Origin of the sequence: Dactylosporangium sp. CA-139066, from assembly GCF_050936175.1 — a bacterium.
In the GTDB taxonomy this organism is placed as follows: Bacteria; Actinomycetota; Actinomycetes; order Mycobacteriales; family Micromonosporaceae; genus Dactylosporangium.
The window spans coordinates 4,904,037-4,919,068 of record NZ_JBNJNH010000001.1 but is presented as its reverse complement, the minus strand read 5'-3'; the positions used below and the strand labels follow the sequence as shown (position 1 = coordinate 4,919,068).

At 73.4% G+C, this 15,032-nt stretch carries 15 protein-coding genes; 7 read left to right on the top strand and 8 right to left on the bottom strand.

Going from position 1 to position 15,032, the window contains the following annotated elements:
* Nucleotides 1–11 precede the first annotated feature (11 nt).
* Nucleotides 12–1,424, top strand: a complete 1,413-nt coding sequence (locus ACQEVU_RS22480) for a hypothetical protein (protein WP_433326555.1) — start codon at nt 12–14, stop codon at nt 1,422–1,424.
* Nucleotides 1,425–1,813: 389 nt separating this feature from the next.
* Here the strand turns inward: ACQEVU_RS22480 and ACQEVU_RS22475 are convergent, their stop codons facing one another.
* The 4 genes from ACQEVU_RS22475 to ACQEVU_RS22460 form a co-directional block, all read right to left on the bottom strand.
* Complete coding sequence (locus tag ACQEVU_RS22475; protein ID WP_433326553.1) at nt 1,814–2,794, bottom strand: CU044_5270 family protein; 981 nt, start codon at nt 2,792–2,794, stop codon at nt 1,814–1,816.
* A complete protein-coding gene (locus ACQEVU_RS22470; RefSeq protein WP_433326551.1) occupies nt 2,791–3,366 on the bottom strand; it encodes an RNA polymerase sigma factor in 576 nt (191 codons plus the stop codon). The genes ACQEVU_RS22475 and ACQEVU_RS22470 overlap by 4 nt, the downstream gene beginning before the upstream one ends.
* 84 nt (nt 3,367–3,450) lie before the next feature.
* Nucleotides 3,451–4,725 (bottom strand): MFS transporter, encoded by a 1,275-nt coding sequence (locus tag ACQEVU_RS22465; protein ID WP_433326549.1) that lies wholly within the window; start codon nt 4,723–4,725, stop codon nt 3,451–3,453.
* 62 nt (nt 4,726–4,787) lie between these two features.
* Nucleotides 4,788–6,017, bottom strand: coding sequence for an MDR family MFS transporter (locus ACQEVU_RS22460; RefSeq protein WP_433326547.1), 1,230 nt, complete (start codon nt 6,015–6,017; stop codon nt 4,788–4,790).
* A gap of 60 nt (nt 6,018–6,077) precedes the next feature.
* Between ACQEVU_RS22460 and ACQEVU_RS22455 the strand changes: the two genes are divergently transcribed.
* Nucleotides 6,078–7,046 carry a DUF5937 family protein gene (locus tag ACQEVU_RS22455; protein WP_433326545.1) on the top strand — a complete coding sequence of 323 codons (969 nt, stop codon included), beginning with the start codon at nt 6,078–6,080 and terminating at the stop codon, nt 7,044–7,046.
* On the opposite strand, the gene ACQEVU_RS22450 is transcribed toward ACQEVU_RS22455, so the two are convergent.
* The 3 genes from ACQEVU_RS22450 to ACQEVU_RS22440 are packed head-to-tail and all read right to left on the bottom strand — an operon-like array spanning nt 7,041 to nt 8,880.
* Nucleotides 7,041–7,988 (bottom strand): NAD(+)/NADH kinase, encoded by a 948-nt coding sequence (locus ACQEVU_RS22450; RefSeq protein WP_433326543.1) that lies wholly within the window; start codon nt 7,986–7,988, stop codon nt 7,041–7,043. The genes ACQEVU_RS22455 and ACQEVU_RS22450 overlap by 6 nt on opposite strands.
* A 5-nt stretch (nt 7,989–7,993) precedes the next feature.
* Nucleotides 7,994–8,617 carry a TetR/AcrR family transcriptional regulator gene (locus tag ACQEVU_RS22445; protein WP_433326541.1) on the bottom strand — a complete coding sequence of 208 codons (624 nt, stop codon included), beginning with the start codon at nt 8,615–8,617 and terminating at the stop codon, nt 7,994–7,996.
* A complete protein-coding gene (locus tag ACQEVU_RS22440; protein ID WP_433326539.1) occupies nt 8,614–8,880 on the bottom strand; it encodes a hypothetical protein in 267 nt (88 codons plus the stop codon). Before ACQEVU_RS22440 ends, ACQEVU_RS22445 begins: the two co-directional genes overlap by 4 nt.
* A 71-nt stretch (nt 8,881–8,951) precedes the next feature.
* Between ACQEVU_RS22440 and ACQEVU_RS22435 the strand changes: the two genes are divergently transcribed.
* A complete protein-coding gene (locus tag ACQEVU_RS22435) occupies nt 8,952–9,893 on the top strand; it encodes a hypothetical protein (protein ID WP_433326537.1) in 942 nt (313 codons plus the stop codon).
* Here the strand turns inward: ACQEVU_RS22435 and ACQEVU_RS22430 are convergent.
* Nucleotides 9,884–11,437: a pectate lyase family protein gene (locus ACQEVU_RS22430; RefSeq protein WP_433326535.1), complete on the bottom strand. Its 1,554-nt coding sequence runs from the start codon at nt 11,435–11,437 to the stop codon at nt 9,884–9,886. The genes ACQEVU_RS22435 and ACQEVU_RS22430 overlap by 10 nt on opposite strands.
* Nucleotides 11,438–11,654: 217 nt before the next feature.
* On the opposite strand from ACQEVU_RS22430, the gene ACQEVU_RS22425 reads away from it, so the two are divergent.
* Genes ACQEVU_RS22425 through ACQEVU_RS22410 form a run of 4 tightly spaced genes read left to right on the top strand, consistent with a single transcriptional unit; the run spans nt 11,655 to nt 15,029 of the window.
* On the top strand, nt 11,655–12,704 hold the full coding sequence (locus ACQEVU_RS22425; RefSeq protein ID WP_433326533.1) for an ABC transporter substrate-binding protein: 1,050 nt from the start codon (nt 11,655–11,657) through the stop codon (nt 12,702–12,704).
* 5 nt (nt 12,705–12,709) lie between these two features.
* Entirely contained in the window at nt 12,710–13,492 is a 783-nt protein-coding gene (locus ACQEVU_RS22420) for an ABC transporter ATP-binding protein (protein WP_433326531.1), read from the top strand.
* Nucleotides 13,489–14,229 carry an ABC transporter permease gene (locus tag ACQEVU_RS22415; RefSeq protein ID WP_433326529.1) on the top strand — a complete coding sequence of 247 codons (741 nt, stop codon included), beginning with the start codon at nt 13,489–13,491 and terminating at the stop codon, nt 14,227–14,229. The genes ACQEVU_RS22420 and ACQEVU_RS22415 overlap by 4 nt, the downstream gene beginning before the upstream one ends.
* On the top strand, nt 14,226–15,029 hold the full coding sequence (locus tag ACQEVU_RS22410) for an ABC transporter permease (RefSeq protein WP_433326527.1): 804 nt from the start codon (nt 14,226–14,228) through the stop codon (nt 15,027–15,029). Before ACQEVU_RS22415 ends, ACQEVU_RS22410 begins: the two co-directional genes overlap by 4 nt.
* Nucleotides 15,030–15,032: the final 3 nt, after the last annotated feature.

Below are 15,032 nucleotides of genomic sequence, written 5' to 3'. Positions count from 1 at the left end.
ATTATCGGCGGATGGCGAACGAGCTGCGGGAAGCGTTGTTCGATGCGGTCACGCGCGGGGACGAGCGGCGGATGCAGCAGCTGTGCACCGCGAACCGCGACGCGATCCGGCGGGAGTTTCCGTCGTGGACGCGGGTTCCGGTCGAGCTGCGCAACGATCCGGCGGCCGTGCAGCGCTACGGCAACGGCCTCATCGGCCTGGCGCAGTTCTTCGCGGCGCGGCTCGGCGACCCGAGCCTCATGAACGCGCTGAGCGGCCCGGACGACGACGACAACCCGCTCGTGGCCTGGCAGCAGGCGCTGCGCCGGGCCCGCGGGCTGATGGGCGAGGCGCGGTTCGGCGAGGCCCGGGCGCTGCTGTCGCAGGCCCTCGAGCCGGTGCGCGGGCTGCAGGGGCCGGGCGTGGACCGCCTCATGCCGATCACCCTCGGCATGCTCGGCGAGTGCTGCTTCCAGCTCGGCGACGCGGGCGCGGCCGTCGAGCCGAGCACCGCGGCCCTGCGCCTGTGCGAGGCCAACCGCGACCTGGAGGGCGTGCTGGCCTATCTGGGAAACCTGTTCGAGATTCGGCGGTACCTCGGGCAGTGCGCCGAAGCGGCGGCCGTCGCCGAGCGGTATGCCGAGGTGCTGGCGTCCGCCGGGCAGCCGGCGCACGAATGGCGGCGGCGGGCGGCCGCGACCCGCGCCGGGGAGCCCGCCAACCGGGTCGTCGTCGTGGTCGGCGGCCGGCACCGCGAGCTCGGCGACCCGGGCGACATCTCCGGCCCGGTCGAGTTCGTGTACCAGCGCAACCGGCTCACGCTCGAGCCCGCGCGGCGGCGCACCGCCGACGGGGAGCGGCTCGGCGGCGAGGGCCGCCACGCCGAGGCTCTGGAGGCCTTCCGGGACGCGGCCCGGCTCGACGCGTTCGACCCCCACCCGCGGTACCTGGCCGGCCTCGCCCTGCTGCAACTGGGCCGCTACGCGGAGGCCGCCGCCGAGTACGAGGCGACCGAGCGCCTCGCGCCGGGCTGGTTCCACTGCCGCACCGACCTGTGGCTGGCCCGCGAGCTCGCCCGGGGCGCGATCGCGCCGGAGCTCTACCCGATGCTGTACGTGCTGGAGGACGCCCCCGCGCCGCCGGCCGAGAAGGTGCGCATCGCCGATGCGGCGCTGCGCTCGGCGCCGGGGCTGGCGCCGCTGCACCTGTTCCGCGGGCAGGCGCTCGCCGCGCTCGGCAACGCCGCCGAGGCCGAGGCCGCGTACCGCGCGGGTCTGGGCTGCGCGGCCGAGCCCGACCTGCGCAGCCGCCTGCTCGTCGCGCTCGGCACGCTCACGCGCTCGGCCCAGGAGCGCACGGCGGCGCTGTCGGAGGCGGCGGCGCTGCCGGGCGGCAACCTCGTCGCCGCGGCCATGGCCACCGTCGCGCTGCGCAGCGGCTCCTAGATCCCGCTCGGTCCGTCGGCGCTGCGCACCGTCCCAGGCGGCAACCGCAGCGGCCCCCTGGATGCCGCTCGGGCCGTCGACGATGCGCAGCGTCCCAGGCGGCGACCGCGAGGGCGGTCACATCGGTGCGCAACCGCTGCCGGAACCCGGTCAGCATCGCCCGCCGGCTGGCCCGCATCTCGGCGTCGATCATACCTTGATGGGCCCGCCGCATCCGGCCGTCCCGGTCGGCCGGTGGTTGCGAGGCCGCGGTCACAGCCCCACGCTACGCCGGTCCGGGACCGGCGGGCGTGCCTTCATCGCCCGCTCGAGGATCGGCGGTGACCTGCGGAAGATCGACGAGATCGCTCGATGCCGCCGGACGGCGCCGTCCGGCGGCATCGAACGTCCTACTGGGTGTCGCCGACCTTGTCGACGATGATCGCCTTGGTGTAGACGGCCTGGCGCAGCACGGCCCCCTTCGGGGTGAAGACGTCGTTGCCGTGCTCATCGGTGTCGTGGTGGTCGGCGATGGCCACCAGGCGTTCGCCGATGATGCGGTACGTCTGCGGGTCGAACAGCAGCTCCTGCGACAGGTACCCCTCGAGCACCTTGCCCAGCCCGATCGCCGGGCGCCCGTCGATGTTCACCGCGTCGGGGTTGAGCCGCACGTCGTCGCCCTGGGCGAGGGCGCCGTAGAACGCGGCCTCGACGGCGGGGGGCAGGACGTACTGGCCGAGCAGCGCGTCCAGGCGCACGCCGAAGTTCTTGTCGGCCTTGTCCCAGGCGAGCACCTTCGCCGGGGTGTTGAGCTTCCTGAGTTCGTCGTAGTTGAGCTGGCCCCACTGGATGCCCTGGCCCTGGTGGTACACCTCCAGCTTCCCGCTTTCGTTGGTCGCCATCACCTGGGCGTCGATGCGCTTCCACTCCTGCCTGGTGATCGTGCGGGTGTGCCCGGGGATGATGTACCCGTTGGGGTGCTCTCGCTCGTACGCCAGCTCGTTGCGCAGCTCGCGGTCCTCGTTGTACATGAACTGGTCCGGCCGCGGGTCGGTCCACGGCCGCTTCTTGGCCGCCCAGGCGGCGTTGGTGAGCACCTCGGCGGCGCTGGCCGGCTTCGGGAACGGCAGACCGACGGTGGAGTACCCCTTGCCGCTGTCGTCGACCGTGCCGATGTTCTCCACGGCGACGACGCCGATGACCGCCGCCGCGGCGGCCGCGGCCGTGAGCGCCACCCGCAGCGGCCAGCGCCGCCGGTGCCGGACGTGGTGGGCCGGCGCGCCGCCCTCCATGCGGTGCAGCAGGGCCGCGCGGGCCCGGTCGTGCGCGTCGGGCGGCGGGACCGGGTCGGGCCCGAACGCCTCACGCAGCGTCGTCATGTCGTCCTTCACGGTGCTTCCTCCTCGTTCGGGCCCGGACCTTCGGTGCCGAGCGCCTTGCGCATCTCCTGGCGGGCGCGGTGCAGGCGGGAGCGGGCGGTGCCGGGCGGGATGCCCAGCGCCGCGGCGGCCTCCTGCTGGTTGAGCCCGGCCCACGCCACGAGCAGCAGTACCTCGCGGTCGGCGGGCGCGAGCCGGCGCAGGGCGGCGGCGAGCCGGGCCCGCGCGAGCCGTGCGTCGACCCGCCCGGCGATCGCGTCGGTCTCGTCGGGGCCCTCGCCCGGGTCCGCGCCGCGCGCGAGGGCGCGGTAGCGGCGGGCCTCCGCCCGCGAGTGCCGCATGATCAGGTTGGCCGCGATGCCGTACAGCCACGGCCGCGCCTCGGCGCGCCGCGGGTCGAAGGTGTCGCGGCGGTCGTAGGCGACCAGGAACGTCTCGGCCGCGACGTCCTCCCCCAGGTCGGGCCCGAGGCGTCGCGCCGCGTAGGCGTAGATGTGCTCATAGTGCCGCTCGAACACGTCGGCGAACCGGTCCCGGACCAGGTCGGCGTCGGTCGGCGGCGGTTCCAGCTCCGTCTCCCTCACAACCCCTGTTCGCCGCAGGCCGGCAAAGTGTTCGCGCTACCCGGCGACGCCGGCCGCCGTGGCTCGCGCCCGCACGTCCGCATGCTATGCGTCCGGAACATCAGGCGCCGGGGCTCGGCGCGCCGCCGCGCCGGCCCTGGTCGCGATGAGGACCGCGGCGCTCCCGCCGAGGGCGAGCGTGGCGACGGCGCACGCGAGGAGCGTTTCGCGGGCGCCGATGGCGGTGACGAGCGGGGCGCCGAGGACGGTGCCGAGCGGCACCGCGATCACCAGGACCGAGCCGTTGGCGGCCAGGACCCGGGTGAGCTGGTCGGCCGGTGCGCTGCGCTGGAAGAGCGCCATCGACGTGGACATGTAGGGCGCCCAGACCGCGCCGGCCAGGGCGAAGCTCGTCAGGGCGAGGCCCGTGGGGGCGCCGAGGCCGAGCGGCAGCAGCGCGGCGCCGAAGGCGATGACGATGCCGACCGTGGTGGGCCAGAGCCGCCAGCGGCGCAGGTAGCCGGTGATGAGCCCGCCGGCGACGGCGCCGATGCCGAAGGCGGTGTAGTACGCGCCGAGGAGGGTCGCCGGGGCGTGCAGGTCCTCGGCGACGTGGATCGGCAGGGCGGCGTAGAAGGGGCCGAAGAGCAGGAAGAAGCCGAACGACAGGCTCAGCAGGCCGATCAGGGCGGGTTCGCGGCGGATCAGGTGGAAGCCGCCCGTGCGTGCCGGTGCGGTCTCGGCGCGACGAGCCGGCGCCGGCAGCGCCAGCCGGTAGGTGACGGCGAGGAGCATGAAGCTGACGGCGTCGACGGCGATGACGACGACGGCGTTGCTCCAGCCGATGAGGAATCCGGCCAGCGGCGGCCCGACGATGGTGGCGAACTCGCCGATCGTGGTCATCACGGCGTTGGCGGGAAGATGGTGCCGGCCGGGCAGCAGCTCGGCGACGAGGGCGTACCGGCCGGCCGAGCCCCAGGCGGCCAGCAGCGACGACACGGCGAGCAGCGCCACGTACGTTGCGGCATTGAGCCGGCCGAGGCCGTAGAGGGCGACGATGGCGGCGAGCGAGACCGCTCGCAGGATGGCGTTCCAGCCCGCGAGCTGGGCACCGCCGCGGCCGCTCATGAACCGGCCGAGCAGGACGCCGCCGGCGGCGCTGGGCAGCGAGTAGGCCGCGACCGCCACCGCGACCCAGATGCCCCGCTGTGCCGTGGGTGCCAGTTGCAGCGCGAGCCAGCTGATGGCGACGATCGACATGCCGTCGCCGAGCGCGGAGATGGCCAGGCCGGGCAGGACGCGTCGAAGCTGCGGGTGGGAGACGACGGGCCAGTACGGCGACGATCGCGGGAAACGCCGCTTCACGGGGCTGGGCTGCATGCCTCCACCGCACCGTACCGGCCGGGCGTCAGGCAATCGAACTCGCTTGCAGCGTATTGCGCTCAGAGCGGAGCAACGGCCGCGGCGGTGCGGCGGCGGATGGCCGGGCCGACGGCGAGCATGCCCGCGGCGGCGAGCAGGCCGGCGCCGCCGACGCTGAACCACAGCGCCTCGACGCCGGCCGTGAGCAGGCGGCTGCCGGCCAGCGGGGCGACGACCGCGGCGAGCGCCCAGGCGAAGCCGTACACGCCGTTGTAGCGGCCGCGCAGGTGGGCCGGGGCCAGCGTGGCGACGATCGTGCCGCCGATGCCGGCCGTGACGATCTCGCCGGCCGTCCACACGGCGACGGTGACGGCGAGGCCGGCGACGGTGGTCGCGTACGCGGTCGCGGCGAAGCCCAGGGCCATCACGGCGAGGCCGAGGGCCATCACCCGCGACGGGTCGAAGCGGTCCAGCCGGGCGGAGACGAACGGCTGGAGGGCGACGATGAGCAGGCCGTTGAGCGCCATCGCCATGCCGAACTCGCTCGGGCTCAGGCCGGCGACGTCCGTCATGGCCACCGGGAGCATCGTCACCGTCTGGAGGTACACCAGCGCCTGCCCCAGCGTGATGACCGTGAACGCCAGCATCGCCCGGTCGCGCAGGACGGCCCCGAACCCGCCGGCCGGGCGCTCGTCGTGGGTGGGCCGGGTCTCCGGTACCGCCCGCCACACCAGCACGGCGAAGACCGTGCACGTCACCGCGTCGGCCCAGAACAGCCACGAGAAGCCGAGGCGGGCCAGCCAGCCGCCGGCCACCATGGCGACGGCGTAGCCGAGGTTGACCGCCCAGAACAGCAGGCCGAACGCGCGCGGCCGCAGCGCCGCGGGCACCAGGTCGGCGACGAGGGCGCTGGAGGCCGGGCGGTAGGCGTCGATGAGCAGGCCGAGGACGAACATGCCGGCCAGGATGGCGGGCAGCGCGGTGCTGTACCCGAGGGCGAGCATCACCACGGCGGTGCCGACCATGCTGCCGCACAGCGTGGCGCGCCGCCCGATGCGGTCGGTGAGCAGCCCGGCGGCCAGCTGCGACATGAGCGAGCCGATGCCGAACAGCGTCATCGCGAGGCCGGCGACGGCGACGGAGAAGCCGCGGGCCTGGGTGAGGTACACACCGGTGAACGGCATGACCATGGTGCCGAGCCGGTTCACGAGCGTGCCCGACCACAGCGCCCAGAACGGTCCGGGCAGCGTGCGCGGTTGCCGTACCGGCGGCGTGGTGGTGGTTGTGGTTGTCCCCGTTGTCGTCGTCACCGGCACAGCGTCGGATCTCGCACCGGCGCCTGGCCAACCTCTTAGCGTAGGCTAAATCGTATGGGGGTGACCTGGCTGCTCGACCCGGAGGACGTGGCCCGGATCCGGTTCGCGTACTCGCCGATATGGGAGCTCGTGGCCAGCCTGCGCACCCTCGCCGACCCGGCCCGCCAGGCGATCCACCGCCCGTGGGTGACCGCCGTGCGGCCCCGCCTGGCCGGCATCGAGGGCTTCGACGAGCTCGTCGCGATCGTGCCCCCGGACGGGTACATGCCGGACTTCCTGACCCCGCCGCCGGAGCAGCAGGCGCCGACGTTCGCGGCCGAGCTCGAGCGCATCCGGGCCACGCCGCCGCAGACCGCGCATGCCGAGGTGAGCCAGCTGCGCCGGCGCCGCTCCCCGCTGGTGGAGGCATTCCTGGACGACGCGGCGGCCGGCGTCGAGCGGGTCGCCGGGACCCTGGCCCGCTACTGGGACGCGTGCCTGCGCGAGCACTGGCCGCGGGTGCACGGGCTGCTGGAGGCCGACGTCATCCGCCGCACGCGCACCCTGGCCGCCGGCGGCGCCCGGGCCCTGTTCGACTCGCTGCACCCGGACGTGGCGTGGACCGGCGACCGGCTGCAGATCAACCGCCGGCACCGCCACGTCGAGGAGCCGCACGGCGAGGGCCTGGTGCTGGTGCCGAGCGCGTTCCACTGGCCGGCGGTGGCGGTGATGTCCGCGCCGTACCGCCTGATGCTGGCCTATCCGGTGGCCGGCGTCGGCACGCTGTGGGAGGACGCCCCGCCCCCGGCGCCGGACGGGCTCGCCGCGCTCATCGGCCGCAGCCGCGCCCAGATGCTCGTCGCGCTCGCCGAGCCGTCCACCACCACCGCCCTGGCCCGCCGGCTGTCCCTGACCACCGGCGCGGTCAGCCAGCACCTGGCCGTGCTGCGCGGCGGCGGCCTGGCCGTGGGCAAGCGGGTGGGCAAGGAGGTGTACTACCGCCGCACCGCGACCGGCGACGCCCTGGCCCGCAGCGCGCTATGACGCCTCGCGCTCGATGATCTTGTGGGCGCGCTGGCGCAGCTCGGGCGGGATGAGGTCGAGCAGCTGCCCGGGCCGCAGCGGCAGGTCGAGCAGGCTGAGCTTGATCCGGCTGCGGCTGGCGTGCTCGTCCGCCGACAGCCGCACCACCTCGGCCGCGTCGCGGCGCAGGGCCACGCTCAGGCGCCCGCCGCGCTCGAGGGTGCCGCCGGGCGTACCGTCGACGTCCACCGCGATCGGCGCGCTGTCCTCGGCGACCGCGAGCGTGACCCGGTCGCCCGCGCCGAGCACCACCGCCCGGCTGATCCCGGCCATCGGCGCCACGGGCGTGACGACGAGCGCCTCCGACGAGGGCGACAGCACCGGCCCGCCGGCCGCGTAGTTGTACGCCGTCGACCCGGTCGGCGTGGCCACGACGACGGCGTCGGCCCGGTAGTAGCCGTAGCGCACGTCGTTGACCCACAGGTCCACGGACACGGCCCCGGTGCACGAGCCGCGGGCCAGCACGACGTCGTTGAAGCCGAACCGCGGCTCGGCGTCGGTCTCCAGGCACGCGTGCCGCTCGATGGTGAAGTCCCCTTCGGCGAGCCGCTGCAGCGCCGCCGGCAGCTCGCCCGGCGCCACCTCGACGAGGAATCCGAGGTTGCCGTGGTTGACGCCGAGCACGGGCACGGGCCGCTCCACGACGAGCCGCATGGCCCCGAGCATGGTCCCGTCCCCGCCGAGCGCGATGAGCCCGTCGACCTCGCGCACGAACGCCGCCTCGTCGACCACCTCGACGCCGCCGGGCACCCGCTCCCGGTCGGGTTCGCGGACGACCACCCGGATCGGCTGGTCGCGGCCGGCGTCGAGGATGGTGGCGACGGAGTCGAGGATGGTGGCGACGGAGTCGCCCACCGCCTTGCGCGGATGCATCACGAGCCCGAGCACGTGCACGGCGTCCATCTGCCTCATCCCGCTTCGCGGAGTTGGGCCGGCGTCAGGGGCGGCGCCGGGAGGGGGTGGGCGGCCTCGGCGCGCAGGCCGTCGAGCAGCAGGGCCAGGTGGCGGCGCCACATCTGCGGGGCCACGGCGCGGGTGGCGTCCATCGTGGACACCGCCGCCCACGTCAGGATGGCGATGTCCGTCGACTCGACGTCGGCGCGCAGGGCTCCGGAGCGCTTCGCGCGGTCCAGGATGGACAGTTTCAGGGCCGTCAGGCGGTCCTTCGCGGCGCTGATGACCGGGGTGTCCGGGACGGTCGCGCGATACACGTCGGCGTAGCCGCGCTCGGCGGCGAACAGGGCGCACGTGTCCTCGACGTACATCGCGAAGCCGGCCCACGGGTCGTCGGCGCCGGCGGCGGCCTCGGCCAGCTCGACGGCGCGCTCGGCCAGGGGGCCCAGGGCGGCGTCGACGAGCTCGCTGCGGCTCGGGAAGCGGTTGTACAGGGTGCCGATCGCCACCCCGGCCTCGCGCGCGATGTCCTCGAGGGGCGCGTGCAGGCCCTTGCGGCGGAAGACCTCGCGCGCGGCCAGCACCAGTCGCTCGCGGTTGCGGGCGGCATCCTGGCGCAGCGGGCGGGCGGTGGTCACGCGCCCAGCATATGGCCGGGCACCGGTACGGATGCCAAGTTGAGGATCACCCTCAACTTACGAGAGGATGCATGGGCACGATCGCGATCTTCGGTGCGGGGCCGTCGCTCGGGCTGGCCACGGCGCGGCGGTTCGGGCGGGAAGGGTTCCGCGCCGCGCTCGTGGCGCGGGACCGGCGCCGGCTCGACGACATGGTGGGCGAGCTGGGCGGCGCCGGCATCGAGGCGGCCGGGTTCGTCGCGGACCTCGCCGATCGCGTTCACCGACGGCTTCCACCGAGCGTGAGCCGTTTCCACGATGGACGGCCGCGGCCCGCCGCTGTCATCCTGTCCCGATGCGGAAACGGGGGTTCGTGCTGCTGTGGCTTGCCGGGATCGCGGTCGCCGCCCTGACCCGGCGCTCGTGCAACGGCCTGCAGGCGGCGCGCAACCTGCGGCAGGTCGGCGAGGTGCTGTCGGTCGTCGAGGGCGCCCGGCCCGGCACGGTCGTCGTGCACACGCACAACCCGAACTACCGGGACGACCAGGTCTGGCTCGTCGGCGACGACGGCGACGTGACCGCCATGGACGCCGACGCGGTCGAGGCGCCCGGCGCCACCCCGCAGCGCCAGGCGTGCGCCGGCGACTCGTGCTACCGCGTCGCCGGCGACACGCTGCGCGTCGAGGGCAGCACGGACGGCGGCCGCACGTGGGCGACGGCGTGGGAGGTGAGCGCTCCGGCGTACGCCGCGCTCGTGCACACCTATCCGGACCTCGGCGACCCGGCCCGGCACCTGGCGTCCACGTCGCTCGTCGTGCACGCGGTCGCCGGCGGGCATGTGGTGTACGTCGCCGACGGCCGCGACGGGCTGCTGCGCCGCGACCGGACCGGCGCCTGGCAGCGCATCGGCAGCCCGGACTCCGGCGAGGGGTGCTGCTTTCTGGACCCGGTGCCGCGGCTGTCGAGCGATCCGGTGCCGTTCGACCCGGCGCCGTACGCGGCCGGCGCCGCCGCGGTCGTCATCCTGGCGGCCGGCGGGATCGCCGCGGCCCGCCGCCGGAACGGCCGGTGGAGCGTGCTGCTCGCGGTGGCCGCCCTCGCCGCGCTCGGCGGCTACATGGCCTACCTCGGCGCCGGCATCCCCGACGCCGGCATGTTCCCCGGCCTGCTCTACGGCATCCCGTGCATCGTGCTGAGCCTCGCCGGCGGCGCGCTGCTGGCCGTCCGGTTCGTCCGGCCGCCGCGCCCGGCGGAGGAGGGCGGTGACCCGCCCTCCTCCCCTGACGATCAGGCGTAGGTCTCGAACTCGGCGACCTTCGGCGTCCCCGACGCACTGGTGATCGTGAACGTCACCTTCTTCAGCGACGTCGCCGTGAAGCTGATGACGCCCGCGCCGCTGCCGGACTTCAGCACGGCGCCGGTGTCGGCGTTGACGACCTGCCAGGACCCGATGGTGCCGGCCGAGCCGGACGCCTCCCGGATGTTGATCGACCGCACCGTCTTGGCGGAGCCCCACTTGACCGAGATGGAGCCGGTCGTGCCGGACGGCGACCAGTACGTGCCCATGTCGCCGTCGATCACGTTGCCGTAGCTCGTGCCGCCGCCCTTGCTGGAGCCGTCGGCGCCGGCGCCGATGCTCAGGTTGGTGCCGGACGGCGCCGGGCCGGTGGTCGGGCTCTTGGTCGGCGTCGGGCTGGCGCTGGTCGACGGCCGCGGCGAGGTGGTCGTCGGCGTCACCACCGAGCAGCTGCCGCTGGAGACCTGCAGGCCCTTGCCGGCGCCGGCGGTCTGCCCGACGATCGTCGGCACGCAGCCGGCGGCGTCGAGGCTGTACGAGTACGGGACGCTGATGCTGGTGTTCGACTGCACGTTGGGCCCGGCCGGGTGGTTCTCGGTGCCGGGGCTGGTCCAGGTCACGTTGTCGAAGATGTTGCCGGCGACCTGCCAGCTGCCCATCAGGTCGGTGTAGAACGTGCCCAGGACGTCCTGGGAGTTCTTGAAGTAGTTGTTCTCGACCTTGGCCTTGCCGCCGTCGCGCGGGTTGATGCCGGACTTGTTCAGGCTCACGTAGTAGTTGTTGTAGATGTGCGCCGTGGCCGCGCGCAGCAGGGGCGTGCGGGAGTCGATGTTCTCGTACAGGTTGTGGTGGAACGTCACCGGGCCGTTGCCCGTGTCGCTGTCACTGGACCCGATGAGCCCGCCCCGGCCGGAGTTGCGCAGCGTGTTGTAGGAGACGGTCACGTAGTTCGTGCCGGCCTTCATGTCGATGAGCGAGTCGTAGCCCTGGTCCTCACCGCCCGAGGCCAGCAGGCTGTTGTGGTCGACCCAGACGTTGTGGACGTTGCTCTCCATGCCGATGGCGTCGCCGCCGTTGGAGGTGGGCGAGCCCGACTTCTTCACGTTCTGGACGGTCACGTTCTGGATGATGATGTTGCTCGACTCGCGGATGTGAATGCCGATCTGGTCGAAGACGGCGCCGGCGCCGACCCCGACGATCGTGACGTTGCTGATCTGCTTGAGCTCGATGACCCCGGCGGCGGTGTTGCAGCTGTTGCCGGAAACCTTGGCGGTGTTCCCGACGGTGATCGTGCCCTCGACCTGGATGATGATCGGGGTGCTGCTCGAGGCCCGGTTGCACAGGGCGGTGTGGATCGCGGTGCCCGTGGTGGCCCGGACCGTCTGGCCGCCCGCGCCGCCGGTGGTGCCGCCGTTCTGGGTCGCGTAGCCGGTGACGCCGCCGGTCGCGGCCGACGCCTGTGGCACCACCAGCGCCACGCCGATCGCGGTCGCGGCGGCCGCCGCACCCACCGCCAGGAGTCGCAACGCGCCTGGTCGTCTCATCCTCGTCTCACCTTCGTCTCGCGTGATGGGGGTGTCGCTGCTCCTGCGGCCGTTAGGAAAGCGCATTCCTCAACCAAACTGCCGGGACCATGAGTTGAAGTCAATGGATGGCGTTTGCAGGTTTGTTGCAGCCCCGACGTGGATCTCAACAAGCACCACACACGGCCGTAACACGTCGCCCTTAGCGTCGGGCCACGCTGCGACCGAGGAGATCACCGTGGGCAAATCGATAGATCGACGTTCACTGCTGTTCGGCAGCGCCGGGGCCCTGGGCCTGGCCGTGCTCGCGGCGTGCGGGGACGACAAGCCCGCCGCGACGCCCGGCGGCAAGGCCGACCTCGGCAAGCTCACCTACCAGCTGTCCTGGATCAAGAACGTCGAGTTCGCCGGGATGTACATCGCCGACACCAACGGCTACTACAAGGACGCCGGGTTCAGCTCGGTCGAGCTCCTCGCCGGCGGGCCGAACGTGAGCCAGGACTCCGTCGTGGCCGCCGGCAAGGCCCTGGTCGGCATCTCCTCGCCGGACATCACCGGGGCGGCGATCCTCAAGGGGGCGCCGATCATCGCGATCGGGGCGCAGTACCAGAAGAACCCGTTCGCGATCATGAGCCTGGCCAGCAACCCGATCAACTCGCCGCAGGACCTCATCGGCAAGAAGATCGGCGTGCAGGCGACCAACGAGCCCGTCTGGAACGCCTTCCTCAAGGCCAACGGCATCGACCCGGGCCGGATCACGAAGGTGCCGGCGCAGTTCGACCCCCAGCCGCTGGTGGTCAAGGAGGTCGACGGCTGGTTCTCGTTCTTCACCAACGAGCCCAACCTGCTCAAGACCAAGGGCATCGACACGGCGGTCATGCTGCTCAACGACCACGGCTACCCGATGGTCTCGGAGATCTACGTGGTACGCAAGGACTCGCTGGTCAAGGACCGCGACAAGGTCAAGGCGATGCTCACCGGCGACATCCGGGGCTGGACGATGTCCGTGCGGGACCCGGCGCTCGGGGCCAAACTCGCCGCCGGCACCTACGGCAAGGACCTCAAGCTCGACGAGGCCGAGCAGGCGCTGGAGTCCAAGGCTCAGAACACCGTCATCGCCACCGACGACACCAAGGCCAACGGGCTGTTCACCATCACCGGCAGGCAGATCGACGAGACCATCAAGACCCTCGCACTCGGCGGGCTGACCATCACCAAGGAGCAGCTGTTCGACCTGTCGGTCCTCGAGGAGGTCTACCAGGACGACCCGGGCCTGAAGGCGTCCTGAACGCCATGGCCGACTACGGCATCGAACTGCGCGGACTCACCAAGCAGTTCACGATCCGCCGGGCGAGCGTCACCGCGCTGGACGGGGTCGACCTCGCCACGAAGGCCGGCGCCTTCGTCGCGCTGCTCGGCCCGTCCGGCTGCGGCAAGTCCACCATCCTGCGCATCCTCGCCGACCTCGACCGGCCGACGTCCGGCGAGGCGTTCGTGCACGGCGAGGCGCCGGCCCTGACCCGCAGCCGGCACCAGCTCGGCATCGCCTTCCAGGACGCGGCGCTGCTGCCCTGGCGGTCGGTGACGGCGAACATCCGCCTTCCGCTCGAGGTCAGCGGCGTGAAGGCCGACGACGCGGCGATCGCCGAGCTCATCCGGCTCGTCGGGCTCGACGGCTTCGAGGCGGCCCGGCCGGCCCAGCTGTCCGGCGGCATGCGCCAGCGCGTCGCGATCGCCCGCGCCCTCGTCGTGCAGCCGCGGATCCTGCTGCTGGACGAGCCGTTCGGCGCGCTCGACGAGATGACCCGCCAGCGCCTCAACCTCGAGCTGCAGCGCATCTGGACCGAGCGGGCCACCACCACGCTGCTCGTCACGCACTCCATCGCCGAGGCCGTCTTCCTCGCCGACACCGTCGCCGTCATGAGCCCGCGACCCGGGCGCATCGTGGCCCAGGTCGACATCGACCTGCCCCGGCCCCGCACGCCCCAGATGCTGCGCACGCAACGCTTCCACGAGCTGGAGGACGAGCTGTCCGCCCTGCTGTTCGGCGGGTCCGTCGCCGAGGAGCGGCGGTGAGGGCCGGCGCGCTCGGCCCGGTCGCGCTGCTGGCGCTCTGGGAGGTCCTCGGCCGCACCGTGTTCGCCGCGAGCCGCGTCGTGCCGCCGCCCAGCGCGATCCTGTCGCACATGGCCGACGACGGCTTCTCGTTCTACTGGTCCAACAGCGTGACCACGCTGCGCGAGGCCGGCGCCGGCTGGCTCTACGGCAACGCGGTCGCGCTCGTCCTCGCGATCGCGTTCGTGCAGATCCCGCTGCTCGAGCGGGCGCTGCTGCAGCTGGCCCTCGCCAGCTACTGCCTGCCGGTCATCGCCATCGGGCCGGTCCTGGCCGTGCTGTTCGGCGGCGACACCCCGAAGGTCATCCTGGCCGCGCTGTCGGTCATCTTCACCACGCTGATCAGCACGCTCGTCGGGCTGCGCGGCGCCGACCGCACCAGCCTCGACCTCGTGCGGGCCTACGGCGGCGGCTCGTGGACCCAGCTGCGGCGGGTCCGCCTGCGCGCCGCCCTGCCCGGCCTGTTCGCCGGCCTGCGCATCGCCGCGCCGGCCGCGATGCTCGGCGCCATCATCGGCGAGTACCTCGGCGCCGAGTCCGGCCTCGGCGTGGCCATGATCAATTCGCAGCAGAGCCTGGCGGTGGAGCGCACCTGGGGCATCGCGCTGGTGGCGACCGCGCTGTCCGGCGTCGCGTACGGCATCACGGCCCTCGCCGGACGCCTGCTGACGCCCTGGGCGCCGAGGATCGCGCGATGAACCGCCACCTCGCCCGCCGGGCGCTGCTCGGCCTGGGCGGTGCGGTGCTGTCGGTGGCGGTCGTCTGCGCCGTGTGGCAGGGCCTGATCAGCGGGTTCGGCCTCGACCCGTTCCTCACCCGGGGGCCGCTCGACGTGTGGCGGTACCTCATCGACCCCACCCACGACGCCGAGCGCTCGCTGCTGTGGGAGGCGACCCGGATCACCGCCCGCGACGCGCTCGTCGGCATGGCGGCCGGCACGATCGCCGCCGCCGGCACCGCCACCGCGTTCGCGCTGTGGCGCCCCGTCGAGCAGACGCTCATGCCGGTCGCGATGGCGCTGCGCGCGGTGCCGCTCGTCGCCATGACCCCGCTGATCGCCCTGGTGTTCGGCCGCGGCCTGCTGTCGGTCACGGTCATCGCCGGCATCGTCACGTTCTTCCCGGTGCTGGTCAACGTGTCGCTGGCGCTGCGGGCGGTGCCGGCCCCGGCGCTCGACCTGATGCGGGCGTGCGGCGCGTCGCCGTACTTCACGCTGTGGCGGGTCCAGGTGCCGACCGCGCTGCCGGCACTGTTCGCCGCGATGCGGGTCGCGGCCCCGCTCGCGCTCGTCGGCGCCCTGCTGGCCGAGTGGCTCACCACCGGCCGGGGCCTCGGCTACCTGATGCTGCAGGCGGTCACCACGTTCGAGCTGGACCGGATGTGGGCGGCGGTGACCGTCGTGACGGCGGCGTCGATCCTGCTGTACACCGTCATCAGCATCCTGGAGCAGCTGACCCTCGCCCGCTACGCCCCGCAGCAGGACCGCCGCCCGCTGTGAGCC

Coding starts and splice junctions, on each gene's coding strand:
- ACQEVU_RS22480 (WP_433326555.1), top strand. CDS start 12: ATGGCGAACGAGCTGCGGGAAGCGTTGTTCGATGCGGTCACGCGCGGG.
- ACQEVU_RS22465 (WP_433326549.1), bottom strand. CDS start 4,725: ATGCAGCCCAGCCCCGTGAAGCGGCGTTTCCCGCGATCGTCGCCGTAC.
- ACQEVU_RS22455 (WP_433326545.1), top strand. CDS start 6,078: ATGGGGGTGACCTGGCTGCTCGACCCGGAGGACGTGGCCCGGATCCGG.
- ACQEVU_RS22450 (WP_433326543.1), bottom strand. CDS start 7,988: ATGGACGCCGTGCACGTGCTCGGGCTCGTGATGCATCCGCGCAAGGCG.
- ACQEVU_RS22435 (WP_433326537.1), top strand. CDS start 8,952: ATGCGGAAACGGGGGTTCGTGCTGCTGTGGCTTGCCGGGATCGCGGTC.
- ACQEVU_RS22430 (WP_433326535.1), bottom strand. CDS start 11,437: ATGAGACGACCAGGCGCGTTGCGACTCCTGGCGGTGGGTGCGGCGGCC.
- ACQEVU_RS22420 (WP_433326531.1), top strand. CDS start 12,710: ATGGCCGACTACGGCATCGAACTGCGCGGACTCACCAAGCAGTTCACG.
- ACQEVU_RS22410 (WP_433326527.1), top strand. CDS start 14,226: ATGAACCGCCACCTCGCCCGCCGGGCGCTGCTCGGCCTGGGCGGTGCG.